Origin of the sequence: Neorhizobium sp. BT27B (assembly GCF_050455485.1) — a bacterium.
In the GTDB taxonomy this organism is placed as follows: Bacteria; Pseudomonadota; Alphaproteobacteria; order Rhizobiales; family Rhizobiaceae; genus Neorhizobium.
This window is the reverse complement of the sequence record NZ_JBCIYT010000004.1, coordinates 33709-50953: the sequence shown is the minus strand read 5'-3', so window position 1 is coordinate 50953 and position 17245 is coordinate 33709. Positions and strand designations below refer to the sequence as shown.

Below are 17245 nucleotides of genomic sequence, written 5' to 3'. Positions count from 1 at the left end.
GTTCTCCATCCGCCCGATATTAACCAAGTTAGACGTGTCTGAAGCGATTTTTAACGGATTTTATCAATATACCAATGGGCTATCCCGCTATCCATGCCGGGTATCTTAGTAAGCATTAATATATTATTTGATCTAAACTTCATTTTTATGCATTAACCAATGGGGCGCAAAAACGACAGGGTTAACATCGCTGTGCTCGTGGCTTAGAGGTGATTACTGCGGGACGTCGATATTCAAATGAGATGAAGGAGATGGCGCATGGCGGATGACCACCACCATCATCACGACGATGATCACTGGAAACACAATGGCGTGCGCGTCATCAAGGGTGATCAACTCGACGACAATACAGCGCAGACACCCGGCATGTACCGGCAGGCGGCGATCAACCATGCGCGTGTCGGCGCACAGAAGATCTGGGCTGGGACGGTGGCGATCGAACCGAATGCCAAGACCGGCGTGCACCATCACGGCGCGCTGGAAAGCGTCATCTTTGTCGTACGCGGCAAGGCGCGTATGCGCTGGGGCGACAAGCTGGAATATGTCGCCGAGGCCGGCCCCGGTGACTTCATTTTCGTGCCACCCTATGTGCCGCATCAGGAAATCAATGCCGACCCGGACAACGTGCTGGAATGCGTGTTGGTGCGCTCCGACAACGAGGCGGTGGTCGTTAATATCACCGATGTGGATCCGGTCGAGAAACCGGAAGCGGTCTATTGGGTGGACCCGATCCACAAGCATCCGGGGGCGCCGGAGTAAAAGCATCCGCCGACAGGCCGCCCCGGACGGGCGGCCTTCGAGCGTGAAACTCAGAAGGTGAGGTGCACTTTCATCGATTTCGTGCGGTCGCTGGCAAGATCGAATGCCTCGACCGCGCGGTCCATCGGGATCTGGGCCGACAGGAGCGGCCGCACGTCGATGCGCCGGTCGGAAATCAGCTTTGCCGCAAGAGCGAATTCGGCATCGAAGCGAAACGTGCCGCGCACCACCAGTTCCTTGGTAACGATGGCACTGATGGGCAGAGTGACGTCATTGCCCATGCCGACGGCGACGATCGTTCCGCGCGGGCGAACCACCTTCAGCAGGCCTGCCAGAACCGGGCCGCTGCCCGAGCATTCGAAAGCAACGTGGATCTGGCCCTTGCCTTCAGCATAGGGTGTCAGCCCGTCCGGCTGTTCGGCGACATTGATGACCGTGTCGGCACCGATGGATTTTGCGATTGCTAGCGCGGAGTTGGAAATGTCGGTGGCGATGATCTCGCTGGCGCCGGCGAAACGGGCGGCCAGAATGGTCAGGCAGCCGATCGTGCCGGTGCCGGTGATCAGGACACGTTTGCCGACCAGCGATCCCGCCTGTTCGATGGCATGCAGGCACACTGCCAGCGGTTCGCAGCAGGCGGCCTCCTCGAATGGTGTGTCGGGGCCGACCGGCACGGCCTGATCGGCCTCGACGACGATTTCCTCGCGAAACAGGCCCTGCACATGCGGAAAACGCATGGCCGAACCGTTGAACCGCATTTCCATGGCGTGCTGCCGTTGGCCCTCGCGCATGAATTCGCAATCACCCTGCGGACGGCTGGGATTGATGGCAACGCGCTGCCCGACCGTCACATGGGTTACGCCTTCACCGACCGCCGCGATCTCGCCGGAAGCCTCGTGACCCAGGATCATCGGTTCGCGAACCCGCACCGTGCCAAATCCGGCATGATGATAATAATGCAGATCGGAGCCACAGATGCCGCCGGCCTTGAGGCGAATGCGGACTTCGCCGGGACCGGGTTCGCCGACATCGCGCTCCTCGATCCTGAGATCATGTTCCTTGTGAATGACGACGGCTTTCATGGACGATCCTTGAGAGGGTGGCGATGGGTGAGGGTGTCAGCGCGACGGGCCAAGGCCACGGGTCGGGAACAGTTTCCGGCGTCACGACAAAAGCGGCGTAACACATCCGCCGCATCAACATCCTTCATCGAACCCTCCCAAAGGTCTCGGCCAGACGGCCATTCCGTAAAATGCATATGTCGGCCAGCCTCCTCGCTGTCCGACAATGCCATGTTATGCCGTTATCTCACCATTCGGCAACACTGCCATCCTCATGGCGCCAGATCGGATTGCGCCAGCGATGGCCTTCCTTGGCGCGTTCGATCACATATTGCTCGTCCACCTCGATACCAAGCCCCGGCCCCTGCGGAATGCTGACAAAACCGTCGGCATAATGAAACACTTCCTTGTTGGAGATGTAATCGAGGATGTCGTTGCCCTTGTTGTAATGGATGCCGAGGCTCTGCTCCTGAATGAAGGCATTGTGGCTGACGGCATCGACCTGCAGGCAGGCGGCAAGCGCGATCGGCCCCAGCGGGCAATGCGGCGCAAGTGCCACGTCATAGGCCTCCGCCATCGCCGCGATCTTGCGGCATTCGGTGATGCCGCCGGCATGCGAAAGGTCAGGCTGGATGATATCGACATAACCGTCCGACAGAACCTGCTTGAAATCCCAGCGGGAGAAGAGGCGTTCGCCGAGCGCGATCGGTGTCGAGCAATGGTTGGCGATTTCCTTCAGCGTCTCGCGGTTTTCGGAAAGCACCGGCTCCTCGATGAACATCAGCTTGTATGGCTCGAGTTCCTTGGCGAGAACCTTGGCCATCGGCTTGTGCACCCGGCCGTGGAAATCGACGCCGATGCCGATATGCGGGCCGACAGCTTCGCGGATGATGGCGATGGTTTCGATGGCCTTGTCGACCTTTTCGTTGGTATCGACGATCTGCATTTCCTCGCAGCCGTTGAGCTTGATCGCCTTGAAGCCGCGCGCGACGACGTCCCTGGCATTGTTGGCGACGTCGGACGGCCGGTCGCCGCCGATCCACGAATAAACCTTGATGCGGTCGCGCACCTGACCGCCGAGCAGGGAATGGATCGGCTGGCCAAGCGCCTTGCCCTTGATATCCCACAGCGCCTGGTCGATGCCGGCGATAGCCGACATATGAACGGCGCCACCACGGTAAAAGCCGCCGCGATACATGACCTGCCAGTGGTCCTCGATCAGAAACGGATCCTTACCGATCAGGTAATCTTCGAGCTCGTGAACGGCGGCCTGAACGGTGAGGGCACGGCCTTCGACAACCGGTTCGCCCCAGCCGAAAATGCCCTCATCCGTCTCGATTTTCAGGAACAGCCAGCGCGGCGGCACGATGTAGGTGGTGAGCTTGGTGATTTTCATGCGTCTATACCCATTTGCCCGGCCGGCGCCGGATTTCTGCATGCGTCTGCGGCCGTGTTGCGGCGTGCCGGATCGTTGGAGATCGTCACGGAGCCTGCAACGCTGCAGGATTTCAATTGCCTCTCCCGCTGCCGACATCTTCGATGTAAGCGGAGGCGAAGCTAAATAAATCATACTTATTGTCAAACTAAATATGATTTTTTGCCGCAGCTTTATCGAGGGTCTCTCCTGCAAGCCGCAAACCTATTCAGCACAAAAAAACCGCGCCCCGAGACAGGGCGCGGCTGCAGGTCTGGACTGTTTACGCGATCACAGCTTGTAAGCTGTCTTCGCCAGGTTATAGGCCAGTTCCCAGGCCAGTTCGTGGGCGTCGTCGATCTCCAGACGATGCTCGGCCACCAGTCGCGCAAGGAAACCGCAATCGATACGGCGCGCCACGTCATGGCGGGCAGGGATGGACAGGAAGGCGCGGGTGTCGTCGTTGAAGCCGACCGTGTTGTAGAAACCGGCCGTTTCCGTCGTCTGCTCGCGGTAGCGGCGGATGCCTTCGGGGCTGTCATGGAACCACCAGGCCGGGCCGAGGCGCAGCGCCGGATAATGGCCCGCCAGCGGTGCCAGTTCGCGGGCATAGGCGGTTTCGTCCAGCGTGAACAGGATGACGGTGAGGCGCGGGTCGTTGCCGAAACGGTCGAGCAATGGCTTCAAATTGCCGACATAGTCGGTTGCCTTCGGAATGTCGGCGCCCTTGTCCTTGCCGTATCGGGCAAAGATCTGGTGGTTGTGATCGCGGAATGCACCGGGATGGATCTGCATGACCAGACCGTCGACAACGCTCATCTTGGCCATTTCCGTCAGCATCTGGCCACGGAAGGTTTCGGCATCGGCGGTAGAAACCGCGCCGCTGATGACCCGCTGGTAAAGTGACGCGGCATCTTCATCGGAAAGGTTTTCGGTACGGGCCGTTGCATGGCCGTGGTCTGTCGACGTGGCGCCGGCCACCTCCTTGAAATACTGGCGGCGGTTCTGCAGGGCGCCCAGGTAACCGGCGAAACTGGAAACGTTGCCGCCGGTAATGCGGCCGAGTTCCGCGACATTTTTCGCAAAATTCGGGAATTCCGGATCAACAACCGGGTCGGGACGGAATGCCGAGACGACGCGGCCCTTCCACCCACTCTCACCCAGTTTGCGATGGTGGCGCAAATCGTCGAGCGGGCTTTCCGTGGTGGCGATCACCTCGATGTTGAAACGCTCGTAAAGTGCGCGCGGCAGGAATTCGGGGCGCTGAAGTGCTTCGGAAATGTGGTCATAGAAGCGGTCGGCGCTTTCCGCAGTCAGCCGTTCCTTGATGCCGAACACCTCGGTGAAGGCATGGGCCAGCCAGATCCAGGACGGCGTGCCGCGGAACAGGTGAAAATTCTCGGCAAAGATGCGCCAGATCTTGCGCTTGTCAGTCTCCACTTCCGTGCCGTCTATGGTCGGAATGCCGAGGCTTTCGAGCCGGATTCCCTGGCTGTAGAGCATGCGGTGGACATAGTGGTCGGGAACGATGAAGAGGCTGGAAGGATCGCCGAACGGCGCATTGTCTGCAAACCAGGAAGGTTCCGTATGGCCATGCGGGCTGACGATCGGCAGGTCGGCAACCTTGGCGTAAAGGCTGCGGGCAATATCCCGCGTGGCGGGCGCATCGGGAAAAAGCCGATCCGGATGAAGTGAAAACGTGTTGGTCATTCGATACCCTTTCTAGACATGCCCCGCCTCCCATGGCTGTGCATTCCGTGATGCTGTCTCCGGCGCGTGGCTTTGTGTCGTGTGGTGACGATCAAAATCCATTCGCCGGCAAGGCTCAGTGGATGTCGTGCCGCGCGCGAGCCTCCAAGGCGCGAAACACGAATCTCAGTGGTGGTCCCGCTTGGCGGGATGCCGCGTCAGTTAGATGCCAAGTGCCGTACAGGTGCAACCTGATCTTTGAGCGACAAAATGACTTGCGCATACGCCATCATGAAAGGGCCCACGCCCTTGGCATCGTCGGACACGACCTCTTCAACGAGGTAATATTCCGGTGAACCATCACGGTAGCGTCCATTGAACGGCCCGAGACCGGCGACCTGGCAAATGCCGGTGAGGCGGGTTTCGCCGTCCTCATCGATGAGCCGCGTATCGGCCAGTGCATCGACTGCTTTTGCGCCTGCTGCGGTAACACGCTGCATGTCCGGTGCATCAAGATGGAGGTCGGTGGCGTAGGAAAGTGCATAGGCAAACATCGCTGAGGCCGAGGTTTCCTCGTAGTTGCCGTCAAGGTCCGGCGCGTCGAGAACCTGGGGCCAGAGGCCTGACGCCTGCTGTCGGTTCGCGATTGCGGTGAGGATGGTGCCTGTCTGCCTTCGCAGCGCTGCCGTTGCGTGATCGTCCGGCAGAACCGCCAGAATATCCACCAGCGCCATTGCCTGCCAGCCCATGGCGCGTGCCCAGACTGCCGGCGATTTGCCGGTGGCGGAATCCGCCCATTTTTCCTTGCGGCTGTCGTCGTAACCGTGAACATGCATGCCGCCGCCGATCGCCGTCAGGGCAAGCGCCGTCGCCATCTGCTGCAATGCGTCGCTGATCCGCGGTGTTTCACCGGCCGCCATCGCGTATTCCACCTGAAACGGCAGGCCCATGTAGAGGCCATCCAGCCAGACCTGGGAATGATACCGCTTCTTGTGCCAGTAATTGCCGGCGGGGATGCGCGGATGGGTGTCAAGCTGGGCGATCAGGCGTTTCGCTGCAGCCATGTAACGCGGATCGCCGGTTTCGCGATCAAGGAACAGCAGGTTGCGACCGGGCAGGATGTTGTCGATATTGAATTCATCCGGCGTGTAACCCGCCAGACTTCCATCCTTGCCGACCTGCGGCGAGATCAGCCGGATAAGGTGGTCGAACCAGCGTTGCTCGCCGGTTGCCTTGTAGAGCAGTTCCAGCCCACGATAGATGCAGCCGTCCTCATAACACCAGGCGCCGTTCTTATAGGCTTCGTAGCGGCTGCAGAATTGGTCGAAATATTCGGTGGGTTTCATGAGGCCGCCAACAGGTTGGAGAGAGAGATCGGATCGGTTGAAAGAAGTTTGAGGTTGTCGCAATCGATCTCGGCATGTTCGCCGAGAATGCCTTCGTGACGCATCGGGCGAACCCCGTCGGCCATGATCGGCGGCATCGGTGTCGCGGTCGGATCATGGGAGTGGACGCGCAGTTGCCGGATGCGAATGTTGCGTATGGGCATTTCCGGCAGGCCCAGAAAAACACCGGTCGCCAATGCGAGGCCATGCACATCGACATCCTCGACGAGGATGCCATCGATCTCCGGCGTGCCTTCGACAACGGCTGCCGGTTCGCGCGATTGTACCCATTCATCATGGCCGTCCGCATCGCAGAAATAATGAGCGTTGGCCGACAGCGGCACCAGTACACCGTCCATCCTGACCCGGCGCATCGCAATATTGCTGATCGCTCCACCGCGTCCGCGCCGTGTCTTGATGCGCAAGCCGCGATCGGTGCCGATCATCTCGCAATCCTCGACCGTCACGTCATGAACGCCGCCGGACATTTCCGAGCCGATGACGACGCCGCCATGGCCGCGTTCCATCATGCAGTGGCGGATGTCGATGCCGCGTGTTTCGCGCAGATGCCCGGCTTCTCCTGAGCGACCGCGTTTCCCGGCCTTGATTGCAATGCAATCGTCCCCGACGGAGAAACGTACACCTTCGACGCGCACATCGGTGCAGCCTTCTGGATCGAACCCATCGGTGTTGGGGCTGTCATGCGGAGCCTGAATATGAAGTCCGACTGCTTTCAGGCCGTCACAGCCTTGCGGATGCACTGTCCATGACGGCGCGTTGCGAATGGTAAAGCCGAGTAGGGTGACATCCCTGCAGTCGATCAGATGCAGACCGCGCGGGCGTCGCGCGCCGTTGCGGGTTTCCTTGGGCCATGTCCACCAGTCGCCGGCATTGCCCGAGCCGTCGAGAACGCCTCTGCCTTCGATGATCAGCCGCTCGGTGCCGATCGCATGCACCGGTGCCGCGAAACACGCGTCCGGCAACCCTTCCCAACTGCCGAGCATATGATCGGCGGCATCATGCGCCGGCAGAATGGGCCAGCCGTCGCGCAGGCTTGGTGCGCGAAGAACGGCGCCCTTTGCCAGATTGAGCGTCATGTCGCTCTTGAGCGCCAGTGGCAGTGTTGTCCAGACGCCCGGGCCGATATGAAGCGTGCCGCCGACAGGAACATAGGCCAGCGCCTCGTTCAGCTTGCTTGCATTATGCTGGGCAGACTCGAGATCGGTCAGCGGCGCATCCGCGACGAGCCCGAAATTTGCGGCATTGACCAGGCCCGCGCAGCCCCGTGTCTGGAAATGGAAATCCGCAAAGCCCTCGACAGAAAGCCGATAGCGCGTGTCGGGTTCGAGTCCGTCAACAAGCGTCACAACCCGGTCGGTCGTACCCTGCTGCGAAAATTCATTGCTTCCGGCCTGAGACAAGCGCCAGGAAAGCGGTTGTGTCAGCTCATAACGTGCGCCGGGCACAGGCAATCTTATGGCCGCGATCCGGCCGGAGATCGCAACTGCAATGGCTTTGTTCATCATCTCTCTCTTGGATTGGTTCGCCACCCGGCATGACGCGCAGCCGGGTGGCGGTTGCCACTGGCGATTAGTCGAACTTGGCGAGAACGTCGTTCACGCCTTCGATGATCTGTTCGGCGGCTTCCTTTTCGTCGATCTGCTCGTAGGCATATTCTTCAAGCGTATCGATGATCAGGCTGCGGATGACCGGGTGTTCGTTGAACGGCGAAATCGTCGGGCCGCTGGCGGCCATGGCGATTTCGTTCGCGGCACGAACTTCCGGCTCTCCTTCCTTGCCGAGGCGGGCGATCGCTGCCTTAGAGGCCGGAATGCCGCGCGACGTGCCGAGAATGTCGATGCCTTCCGGTTCGTTCAGCAGGCAATTGACGATCTGGGCGGCGGCCTCCGGGTTTTTGGAGTTTTTGGAAACGGAGAACACCATCGAAGGTTTGCGATAGACGCCGTCGGTGACGGCATTCGTCAGCTTCAACATCGGAACGGGTTTCAGAACCTGTCCATCCTTGAGCGGGTCTGCATATTTCGAATAGGTCGAATCCCATTCATAGGAGCCGGCAATCTTGCCTTCCGACCATGCCGGCTTTTCGAAAAGGTTGACGTTGCCATCAGCCGCTTCCTGCTTCTGCGAGCGGATGGCACCGGTTTCGACCAGCTTGCCAAGGAAGCTGATGCCGGCTTCCAGTTCTTCCGGCGTCCATGCTACACGGTTGGTCTTCGGATCGACCATGTCCTTGCCGGTTGCCTGGGTGACAGCCAGAATGGTCAAAAGATGCGCCGTCTCCTTGACCGCGTTGAACGTGTAATAATCCGGGCCGAGCTTTGCCTTGACCGTCTTGGTCATCTCGAAGAACTCTTCCCAGGTCTTCGGCACGGCAACGCCCGCTTTCTCAAGCGTCGTCGTATTGAAGAAGAACACGCGGCCGGTCGTCGATACCGATACGCCCTGCAGCACGTTGTTCATCGAACCGGATGCCAGATCTGCGTCCGACCAGTTGGAGAGGTCGATTCCCTTCAATGTGCGCAGGTCGGCAAATCCGTTGCCGTCCTTGGAAAACAGCGGCAGCCATGGCCAATTCACCTGAATGATGTCCGCTTCGGTCTTGCCGGCCATCTGGGTCGTCAGTTTTTCCAGATACCCGTCGAAGCCGGTGAATTCCCCCTTCACTGTGTGCCCGTGTTTGGTGCCGCAGGCGGCAATGGCTTTCTGTGTGGCAACGTGGCGGCTTTCACCACCCCACCATGACATGCGCAGTTCCGCCGCTCCTGCCGACGGTGCCATCGCGATGAGACCCAGTGCCGTACCGGCCATGATGACTGACGATTTGAGTATGCTCTTCATAATCCTGCCTCCTCTTTGAAATTAAGCCGCGATGCTGCTGCCTCCATGCAGCGAAACATTGCGGCCGTCCGATTTATCGAAAATGTGAAGTGTCTTCGGGTCGGGGCGCAGGCGGATCACATCCGACTGTCCGCGTGCCTCGAATTCCGCAGCGCCGACGACGCTGATCAGGCGGCGCCCCTCGCAATCGGCGTGCATGTAGACCTCGTGGCCCATGAACTCGGCATTGACCAGTCTGGCATGCAGTGCCGGCCCTTCCGATACCAGCGAAAACTGCTGTGGCCGAATGCCCAGAACCGCCTGATCGGGCTGCCCCGAAAGCCGGCCGTGCAACTCGCCGCCCAGCGTCAGACGCTGGCTGCCCATGACGAAATCGCCGCCCTCCATCGCCCCTTCCACGAGGTTCATTTCCGGCGTGCCGATGAACCCGGCGACGAACAGATTGGCGGGCGCGTTATAAAGCTCCTTCGGCGTCGCGACCTGCATGATGCGGCCGGCCTGCATGACGCAGATACGGTCACCCATGGTCATGGCTTCCGTCTGGTCATGGGTGACGTAGACGACAGTGGGTGAGCTTCCCTGTGCCTTCAGCTGGCGGTGCAGATCGGTGATGCGCACCCGCATCGAGGCGCGCAGCTTGGCATCGAGGTTCGACAGCGGTTCGTCGAACAAGAAGACGCCGGGATCTTTAATCAGCGCCCGTCCGAGCGCGACACGTTGTGCTTGTCCGCCCGACAACTGTTTGGGCAGACGATCGAGCAGCGGCTCGATTTCCAGAATGGCGGCGACATGAGCGACGGCCGCTTCGATTTCAGCTTTCGGGCGGCCGGCAATGCGCAGGCCGAAGGAAAGATTGCCGCGCACCTTCATATGCGGATAAAGCGCATAATTCTGGAACACCATGGCGATCGAGCGTTTGCTCGGCGGCAGATCGTTGACGCGCTGCCCGCCGATGATGACGTCGCCACCGCTGATGTCTTCAAGCCCGGCGATCATGCGCAGTGTGGTCGATTTGGCGCAGCCGGATGGGCCGACCAGTACCATGAACTCCCCGTCATGGATATCGAGGTTGAGACCGTGAACGACCTTGTTGGTCTTGTTGTAGATCTTTTCGAGGTTTTTCAGTTGAACGTGTGCCATGTCAGCCTTTCCTGCCTCCCGCAGAAATCCCTTCGATGAAGTAACGCTGCGCCACAAAGAACACGACCAGCGCAGGTGTGATGGTGAGCACCGACATCGCCAGGATGCGGTTCCATTCGAAGGCTTCGGTTGTATCGATTGAGAGTTTGAGCGCGAGGCTCACCGGGTATTTGTCGACGGACGAGATATAGATCAGCGGCCCGAGGAAATCGTTCATCGTCCACATGAACTGGAACAGGCAGACCGAGACCAGTGCCGGCCCGAGCATGGGGACGACGATATAGACCAGCGTCTGCAGGCTGTTGGCGCCATCGACGCGGGCAGCCTCTTCCATATCCGTCGGCAGCGAGCGCAAGAACTGCACCAGCATGAAGACGAAGAAGGCATCACCGGCGAGTGCCGACGGCACCCACAGCGGCAGAAAGCTGTCGAGCCAGCCGAGATCCCGGAAGAGAATATATTGCGGGATGCGGGTGACGACGTTGGGCAGCAGCAGAACGGCAATGACCGATCCGAACAGTACTTTCTTGAACGGAAACTCGAAGCGCGCGAAGGCATAGGCCACCATCGTGCAGGAAATCGCCGTGCCTATAACCTTCGGCAGGATGATCAGGAACGAGTTCCAGAAAAACCGGCCGAACGTGTAGGGCGTGGACGTCTGCCAGCCGCGAGTATATCCTTCCAGCGTCGGGCTTGAGGGCAGGAAACCGGCACCGGAGAAGATCTCCGAATTGGTCTTGAAGCTGGCGCCGACCAGCCAGATCAGCGGGTAGAGCATCAGGAAACCGACGCCGAACAGCAGCGCGTAACGGATGACCGATGAGATCAGGTCCATGCGCGCCCGCCGGGCGGCCGCGGCTTCGTCGGTTGTGTGGATCGATGTGTTGGACAAATGGATGTCTGTCATGGCTCAGCTCCTCTTGTCGCCGGCGTAATAGACCCATTTCTTCGAGGACCAGAAGGCCACGAGGGTCAGGACCATGATGATGGCGAAGAGCACCCAGGCGATCGCCGAGGCGTAGCCCATGTTGAACTTCTTGAAGGCCTCTTCGTAGATGTAGAGGGGCAGCAGATAGGTGGATTTCAGCGGGCCGCCCTGGGTGATGATGTAGGGGCCGTTGAACTCCTGGAATGCCTGGACCATCTGCATGACGAGGTTGAAGAAGATGACCGGGGTCAAAAGCGGCAGGGTGACGAAGATGAAGGTCGTGACCTTGCCGGCACCATCGATGGAGGCTGCCTCATAGAGCGACTTGTCGATCGATTGCAGGGCGGCGAGGAAGATCACCATGGCCGAGCCGAACTGCCAGCAACGCAGAAGCGTGATGGTGAAAAGCGCATTTGCCGGATCGCCGAACCAGTCGACAGGACCGAAACCGAGCGTGGCGATCGCCATGTTGACGAGGCCTTCGGTCGAAAACAGGTAACGCCACAGAACGGCGATGGCGATCGATCCGCCAAGGATCGACGGCACGTAAAATGCCGTGCGGAAGATGTTAATGAACTTCAGCTTGTAGTTCAGGATGGCCGCGATGAAGAGCGCGAAGGCCAGCTTCAACGGCACGGTGCTGAACACGTAGAGAAGCGTGACGCTCAGCGATTTTTCAAAAGTACGGTCACGGGTGAAAAGTCGTTGGTAATTGGAAAGCCCGGTCCATTGCGGGCTGCTCATCAGGTCGTAGCTGGTGAAGCTCAGATAAAGCGACGTCAGAAACGGTATCGCCGTGAAAATAACGAGGCCGACCAGATAGGGTGCCAGATAGGCATAACCCAAGAAACGCTGCGACCTCATGTGATACCTCCGGAGGGTGCATGACACCCCGAAAAGGCAAATTCATTTTTGTACAAATTCAATTCCTCCTCCAGCCAGAAAGTGCAAGGCTGTTATGCGTCAAGCACTTAGCTCTCAATCCAAACAAAGATCAATTTGTCCAATTGAGCTGTAATACCCGTGACATAATGGGATTTTTGTCCCAGAATGAATAAACAAACATGGGAAAAAAAATGGACGAAATCGAAGGTGGAATTCTCTCCAGTATTGCACCATCGGCGCTGGCGCTCAGCCTGACGCGTGCAACCATCCGGATGCAGCATTCGAGGGTCTGGAGGATCGATAAAACCAACCCGGTGGAGGATCTGGTGATCTGCCTTGAGGGGCGCGGGCACTATGTGATCGAAGGCGAGCGTTACGTGATGGAGCCGGGCGACGCGATGTTGATCCGGCGGGGGCAGCGTTTCCGCGGCTGGAACCACGGACCGGAAGCCTATACCGGCATCGCCCAGCATTTCATGCTCGACATCTACGGCAAGCACGATCTGATCGCGCAGATGGAATTGCGGCCGCTGGTGCGGCTGAAAAAATGGTCGCTGCTGGAGCCGCTCGTGCGACAGTACCGGCAGACCGCGCCGCCGTCATCGATCACGCTCAGCCAGCATCACCTCTTCATGTATCTGCTGATCGCCTATATCGAGGATGCATTCGTTCGCTGGCACGACAGCGCCACCTATCAGGCAGAGGGGGCGGACGCTCTGGATCTGGCGGTCATGAAGGCAGTGGCGATGATATCCGCCAACGCGCTCGATGCGGATATTTCGGAAAAGGCGGTCGATGCCTCGCCGTTCAATGCCGATTATTTTCTGCGTGAGTTCAAGAAAAGGGTGGGGCAGACGCCGCGCAAATATCAGGAACTCAAGCGGATGGAACGTGCCATGCACCTGCTCGAAACCGGAATGCCGGTTGCCACCGCGGCCGCGGAAGTGGGCTATGGTGATCCCTATTATTTCTCACGCATGTTCCGCCGCACGACCGGCATGAGCCCGCGCGACCATGTGAACCGCGTGAAGCGAAATCGCAATGGCGGGCTGATGGGGCTGGACGAGCCGGAACAGCAGCGCCTGATGAATGCCGAGCCGTAATCGCGAGGCTGCGCTTCGATATGTGCGGCGCCACATGGCGCCAACGGCGTGGTCTCAGAGCTCATCCTTGTCGGGATCGACATGGCGCGGTTTCGCACCCAGCCGGGCCAGCACCTTGCCCGGAATGCCGTATTCCCTGATGACGTCCTCGCCATTGTGAAGCCCGCAGGTCTCGCGATGGACGAAGAAACCCCAGACGGCTTCGGCAGCGGCATCAAGCAGCCGTTCGTGTTTTTCCGTGTCCAAAGCCTTGCTCTCGCCGGCAACGAGCGCGGCAATCGCCTTTTCGACGGCTTGTCCATGACGGCCAAGCGCGCTGGCACGCTCTGCCATCAGTTCATATTCAAGGACGGCAAGGCCGCTTTTCATCGGATCGGATTTTCCAAAATTCCCCGGTGGGCGAACTGTCATGTCGATCTCCGTGGATGATACCGTGCCCGATATGGGCGCGATGACAAGCACCATCATGGCCCGACATGGCCGGTATCGCGACCGGCAATATGACGCATGCGCTTTGAATGCGTTTTAGGACGCGCGTCAGAGAAACGTTTTGCTCTGAAGAATATGCTCCACACCGCTGCGGATATGCCTGCGTAAAATGTCCTTGGCCGCAGCGACATCTTTTTTGAGGGCGATCTCGAACAGCATCCGGTGATCATCGACGACCGGCTGGCCGCGAAAACTTTCGGCCAGCATGTGGTAGCGCAAAAAGCGGTCAAAGACGGATGAGAGGTTCTGCATCAGCGCCGCCGAATTGCAGGCAGCGACGATCGCCTGATGAAATTCCCAGTCGTAACGCACCCAGTCGATCGTGCGGGAAAAGTCACCGCTCAGGAGCCGGCGCTCCACCGCAGCTAGTCGGTGGTGGGCGGCGACGATATGTCCCTCCCATTCCAGATCACCGGCGGCAAAAGACAGTTCGATCGCGTGACATTCGAGCAGGATGCGCAGGTCGGCGAGTTCCATCAGCTCCTGTCGCGATACGGGACTGACCTCGAAGCCGCGCTGGCCCTCGGCAATCACCAGATTTTCCGCCGTCAGCCGATAGAGGATTTCGCGCAGCGACGACACGCTGACCGAATATCGCTGCCGGGCCTGTTCCAGCTTGATCTTGCTGCCCGGTGGCAGGATGCCGAGGATGATATCCTCGCGCATCTGCCGGAAAACGGCGTCGCTGACCGTCTGTCCCAGCTCGTTTTCAGGCGAAGACAGAAGCGCTTCAAGCGTGGTCGATTTCTTAGCCATCCGTCAGCGGCCTTCTTGCAAGCGCATGTTCGACACCGCCCTGGATATGCCGGGCCAGCAGTTTTCGTCCGGTTTCCTGATCACGTCGCATGGCCGCGTCGAGAAGCTGCTGGTGCTCCTCGGCTGCGACATCGCCGCGATAGGAGAGCGCCACCATCTGATATCGCAGGTATTTGTCGAACACGGCGGCATGCGTATTCATCAGCAGCTTCGAGCCGCAGGCGGAAATCAGCGCCTGATGAAATTCCCAGTCGTAGCGCTTCCAGTCTTCGGCCTGGCTGGTGTCGCCGGACGCCATCACCTGTTCCATGCGGGCGAGCTTGTAATGCGCGGACACCAGCCGTGCTTCCCATTCGACATCGCCGTTTTCAAAGGATTGGGTGAGCGCATGCGTTTCCAGAAGGAGGCGGAGTTCGGCGGTTTCGCGCAGATCCGCTTCGGAAATGCCGGCGACCTCGAAGCCGCGCTGCCCTTCGGCGGCAACAAGCCCTTCGGAATGCAGTCGGTTCAGTATCTCCCTCAGCGTGCTGACGCTTGTGGCGTAATCGTCCTTGAGTTTGTCGAGTTTCAGCTTTCGGCCGGGCAGCAGGCGACCGAAAATGATATCCGCCCGAATGCGCTTGTAGGTACTTTCGGCGACAGTCTCGTTGCTTGGGTCGATAGACATATGTGAATCTCGGGCATTTCCTTGATCCTCGTATAGTCTGCCAAACGCCATCTGCTCAAACGATATCGTCATTGCTTGCCAGACTTTCGAATGCAGGTGGTTTCACGCGCCTAGAGTTTCGGGACGCCTTCCGGCCGAAGCGCCTTCTTCAAGGCCGCGATACGGAAGATTGCGTTGGCCGCACCATAACCGCGATAACCGCTGCGCTGGACGATCTCGAAGAAGAAACCTTCGCCGAAGGTGGTGCTGTAAAGCTGAAAATATTCGCCGTGGTCGTCGCGGTCATAAAGGATGTTGTCGGCCTTCAACCGCTCGGTCAGATCGGGATCAAGGCCGAACCGGGCTTCGACATCGCCATAATAATTGGGCGAGATCGGCAGGGGCCGGAAGCCATTGGCTTTCAGCGCTGCCGCCGTCGCAAAGATATCGTCGGTGTGGAACGCGAGATGCTGAATTCCCGAGCCGAATTTTTCGGCGATGAAATGTCCGGCCAGCGTGCGTCGGTTTTCTGCGCCGTTGAGGGTGATGCGCAGGCTGCCGGAGCCGTTTTCCACCACCTGGCTGCGCACCACGCCTGCCGGGTCGATGATATCCACCATCGGCGTCTTGTCGGCGTCGAAGATGGATGTGTAGAACAGCAGCCAGGTCAGCATTTCGTCATAAGCGACGGTCTGGGCGAAATGGTCCACATGTCGAAGATGGGTCGGTGCGACCTGCGGACTGTCAGCGACCGGCAGGAAATCGATTTCTGCGAAACGGCCAAGATCGCTTCGGTCGTCGATCAGATAGATCAACCCACCACCGACGCCACGAATGGCGGGGATTTCGACCTCGCCTTCGGCAACGGCCTGAGCAAAGGGTTCCGCACCGAGCGCGATGGCGCGGGCATAGGCCTTGGCGGCGTCATCGACGATGAGCGCCACCGCATAGGCCGAGGTGCCGTGAACCGCAAAGGATGCGTTGGCAAAGCCCTGCTCGTCGGTATTCAGCATCAGGCGGATATCGCCCTGTTCGAACAGCGAGACTTTTTTGCTGCGGTGCTCTGCCGTTCTGCGAAAACCCAGCGTCTGCAGAATGGTCGTCAGATTTTCCGCGTCCTTTTCGTCGGCCGAAAACTCCACGAAACCGACGCTTTTGACCGTCGCTCGATCCGGCATGTCGGCGACAGTCAATGCTGACGCTTCGGGAATGCGACGCACCTTGTCGCCCAGATAGATCAGCGATCGATGTCCATCGGCGGCAATCGCCTTGGGCGAGCCGCCGCGGAACTGGTCGTTGAAGATTTCCAGCGAGAGATAACCGTCATATCCGGTTGCGGCGACGGCGGCGGTAAACTCCGTCACCGGCAGATCACCTTCACCCGGCATGTTGCGGAAATGGCGCGACCAGTAGAGCAGATCCATGTCGATCAGCGGCGCATCGGCCATCTGCACGATAAAGATCTTGTCCTTGGGGATGGAGCGGATCGAATTGATGTCGATCTTGCGCGACAGGGTGTGAAAACTGTCGAGAATGATGCCGATATTGGCATGGTCGGCGCGTCGAACGATTTCCCACGCGTCGCGGTGGTCGTTGATGTGGCGACCCCAGGCAAGTGCTTCATAACCCACCCGCAAGCCACGTTTCGCCGCCCGTTCGCCAAGCTCGTGAAAATCCGCTGCTGCCCGGTCGATGCCGCCAAGCGATGCCGGCGAGACATTCGAGCAGACAAGAACGAGATCGGTTCCGAGTTGCTGCATGATGTCGAACTTGCGCTCCGCCCGATCAAAGGTGCGGCTGCGCAACGGTTCCGGCATGCCCTCGAAATCGCGAAACGGCTGGAACAGGGTGATCTCCAGTCCATGGTCGCGCACCATGCGGCCGACATCGGCCGGACTGCCGTCGAAAGCCAGAAAATCATTCTCGAATATCTCGACCCCGTCGAAACCGGCGGCGGCAATGGCCGCCAGTTTTTCGGGAAACTCTCCGCTGATTGAAACGGTGGCGATCGACGTTTTCATCGCTCTCTCCTCGCAAAGCTCCTCCCGAGCCATTGCCGTTCATATAATAGACGCAGGTTTTAAGGTGCAAATGAAAAATATCATATGTTTTTGATAAACTCGGTTGAAAT

15 protein-coding genes are annotated in these 17245 nt (G+C 59.1%); 2 read left to right on the top strand and 13 right to left on the bottom strand.

The features are described from left to right. Positions 1–258: 258 nt before the first annotated feature. Positions 259–759, top strand: a complete 501-nt coding sequence (locus AAIH70_RS12025; protein WP_430034236.1) for a cupin domain-containing protein — start codon at positions 259–261, stop codon at positions 757–759. Between the two features lie 50 nt (positions 760–809). On the opposite strand, the gene AAIH70_RS12020 is transcribed toward AAIH70_RS12025, so the two are convergent. The 9 genes from AAIH70_RS12020 to AAIH70_RS11980 form a co-directional block, all read right to left on the bottom strand. Then, the gene (locus tag AAIH70_RS12020) at positions 810–1841 is read right to left on the bottom strand and encodes an L-idonate 5-dehydrogenase (protein ID WP_132275643.1); all 1032 of its coding nucleotides are present in this window, start codon (positions 1839–1841) and stop codon (positions 810–812) included. Positions 1842–2067: 226 nt separating this feature from the next. Continuing rightward, positions 2068–3216 (bottom strand): galactonate dehydratase, encoded by a 1149-nt coding sequence (gene dgoD, locus AAIH70_RS12015; protein ID WP_132275646.1) that lies wholly within the window; start codon positions 3214–3216, stop codon positions 2068–2070. Positions 3217–3525: 309 nt separating this feature from the next. Then, positions 3526–4944, bottom strand: coding sequence for a glucuronate isomerase (uxaC, locus tag AAIH70_RS12010; RefSeq protein WP_132275649.1), 1419 nt, complete (start codon positions 4942–4944; stop codon positions 3526–3528). A 197-nt stretch (positions 4945–5141) separates the two neighbouring features. Further along, positions 5142–6269: a glycoside hydrolase family 88/105 protein gene (locus tag AAIH70_RS12005; RefSeq protein WP_132275651.1), complete on the bottom strand. Its 1128-nt coding sequence runs from the start codon at positions 6267–6269 to the stop codon at positions 5142–5144. Beyond that, the gene (locus tag AAIH70_RS12000) at positions 6266–7831 is read right to left on the bottom strand and encodes a glycoside hydrolase family 28 protein (RefSeq protein WP_132275654.1); all 1566 of its coding nucleotides are present in this window, start codon (positions 7829–7831) and stop codon (positions 6266–6268) included. Before AAIH70_RS12000 ends, AAIH70_RS12005 begins: the two co-directional genes overlap by 4 nt. 67 nt (positions 7832–7898) lie before the next feature. Continuing rightward, positions 7899–9137: an ABC transporter substrate-binding protein gene (locus AAIH70_RS11995; RefSeq protein WP_430034440.1), complete on the bottom strand. Its 1239-nt coding sequence runs from the start codon at positions 9135–9137 to the stop codon at positions 7899–7901. Positions 9138–9188: 51 nt separating this feature from the next. Then, on the bottom strand, positions 9189–10307 hold the full coding sequence (locus AAIH70_RS11990; RefSeq protein WP_132275659.1) for an ABC transporter ATP-binding protein: 1119 nt from the start codon (positions 10305–10307) through the stop codon (positions 9189–9191). Between the two features lies 1 nt (position 10308). Beyond that, complete coding sequence (locus tag AAIH70_RS11985) at positions 10309–11214, bottom strand: carbohydrate ABC transporter permease (protein ID WP_132275662.1); 906 nt, start codon at positions 11212–11214, stop codon at positions 10309–10311. Positions 11215–11217: 3 nt separating this feature from the next. After that, positions 11218–12099 (bottom strand): carbohydrate ABC transporter permease, encoded by an 882-nt coding sequence (locus tag AAIH70_RS11980; protein ID WP_132275665.1) that lies wholly within the window; start codon positions 12097–12099, stop codon positions 11218–11220. 212 nt (positions 12100–12311) lie between these two features. Here AAIH70_RS11980 and AAIH70_RS11975 point away from each other — a divergent pair, with 212 nt between their 5' ends. Continuing rightward, positions 12312–13223, top strand: coding sequence for an AraC family transcriptional regulator (locus AAIH70_RS11975; RefSeq protein ID WP_132275668.1), 912 nt, complete (start codon positions 12312–12314; stop codon positions 13221–13223). 54 nt (positions 13224–13277) lie between these two features. Here the strand turns inward: AAIH70_RS11975 and AAIH70_RS11970 are convergent, their stop codons facing one another. The 4 genes from AAIH70_RS11970 to AAIH70_RS11955 form a co-directional block, all read right to left on the bottom strand. Then, a complete protein-coding gene (locus AAIH70_RS11970) occupies positions 13278–13634 on the bottom strand; it encodes a DUF6665 family protein (protein WP_132275671.1) in 357 nt (118 codons plus the stop codon). Between the two features lie 126 nt (positions 13635–13760). Continuing rightward, positions 13761–14468, bottom strand: a complete 708-nt coding sequence (locus tag AAIH70_RS11965) for a GntR family transcriptional regulator (RefSeq protein ID WP_132275674.1) — start codon at positions 14466–14468, stop codon at positions 13761–13763. After that, on the bottom strand, positions 14461–15135 hold the full coding sequence (locus AAIH70_RS11960) for a GntR family transcriptional regulator (protein ID WP_132275677.1): 675 nt from the start codon (positions 15133–15135) through the stop codon (positions 14461–14463). Before AAIH70_RS11960 ends, AAIH70_RS11965 begins: the two co-directional genes overlap by 8 nt. 110 nt (positions 15136–15245) lie before the next feature. Then, positions 15246–17135 carry a bifunctional sugar phosphate isomerase/epimerase/4-hydroxyphenylpyruvate dioxygenase family protein gene (locus tag AAIH70_RS11955; RefSeq protein WP_132275680.1) on the bottom strand — a complete coding sequence of 630 codons (1890 nt, stop codon included), beginning with the start codon at positions 17133–17135 and terminating at the stop codon, positions 15246–15248. Positions 17136–17245 lie beyond the last annotated feature (110 nt).

Coding starts and splice junctions, on each gene's coding strand:
- AAIH70_RS11985 (WP_132275662.1), bottom strand. CDS start 11,214: ATGACAGACATCCATTTGTCCAACACATCGATCCACACAACCGACGAA.
- AAIH70_RS12025 (WP_430034236.1), top strand. CDS start 259: ATGGCGGATGACCACCACCATCATCACGACGATGATCACTGGAAACAC.
- AAIH70_RS11970 (WP_132275671.1), bottom strand. CDS start 13,634: ATGACAGTTCGCCCACCGGGGAATTTTGGAAAATCCGATCCGATGAAA.
- uxaC (WP_132275649.1), bottom strand. CDS start 4,944: ATGACCAACACGTTTTCACTTCATCCGGATCGGCTTTTTCCCGATGCG.
- AAIH70_RS11960 (WP_132275677.1), bottom strand. CDS start 15,135: ATGTCTATCGACCCAAGCAACGAGACTGTCGCCGAAAGTACCTACAAG.
- AAIH70_RS11965 (WP_132275674.1), bottom strand. CDS start 14,468: ATGGCTAAGAAATCGACCACGCTTGAAGCGCTTCTGTCTTCGCCTGAA.
- AAIH70_RS11990 (WP_132275659.1), bottom strand. CDS start 10,307: ATGGCACACGTTCAACTGAAAAACCTCGAAAAGATCTACAACAAGACC.
- AAIH70_RS11995 (WP_430034440.1), bottom strand. CDS start 9,137: ATGGCCGGTACGGCACTGGGTCTCATCGCGATGGCACCGTCGGCAGGA.
- AAIH70_RS12020 (WP_132275643.1), bottom strand. CDS start 1,841: ATGAAAGCCGTCGTCATTCACAAGGAACATGATCTCAGGATCGAGGAG.
- AAIH70_RS11955 (WP_132275680.1), bottom strand. CDS start 17,135: ATGAAAACGTCGATCGCCACCGTTTCAATCAGCGGAGAGTTTCCCGAA.
- AAIH70_RS11980 (WP_132275665.1), bottom strand. CDS start 12,099: ATGAGGTCGCAGCGTTTCTTGGGTTATGCCTATCTGGCACCCTATCTG.
- dgoD (WP_132275646.1), bottom strand. CDS start 3,216: ATGAAAATCACCAAGCTCACCACCTACATCGTGCCGCCGCGCTGGCTG.
- AAIH70_RS11975 (WP_132275668.1), top strand. CDS start 12,312: ATGGACGAAATCGAAGGTGGAATTCTCTCCAGTATTGCACCATCGGCG.
- AAIH70_RS12000 (WP_132275654.1), bottom strand. CDS start 7,831: ATGAACAAAGCCATTGCAGTTGCGATCTCCGGCCGGATCGCGGCCATA.
- AAIH70_RS12005 (WP_132275651.1), bottom strand. CDS start 6,269: ATGAAACCCACCGAATATTTCGACCAATTCTGCAGCCGCTACGAAGCC.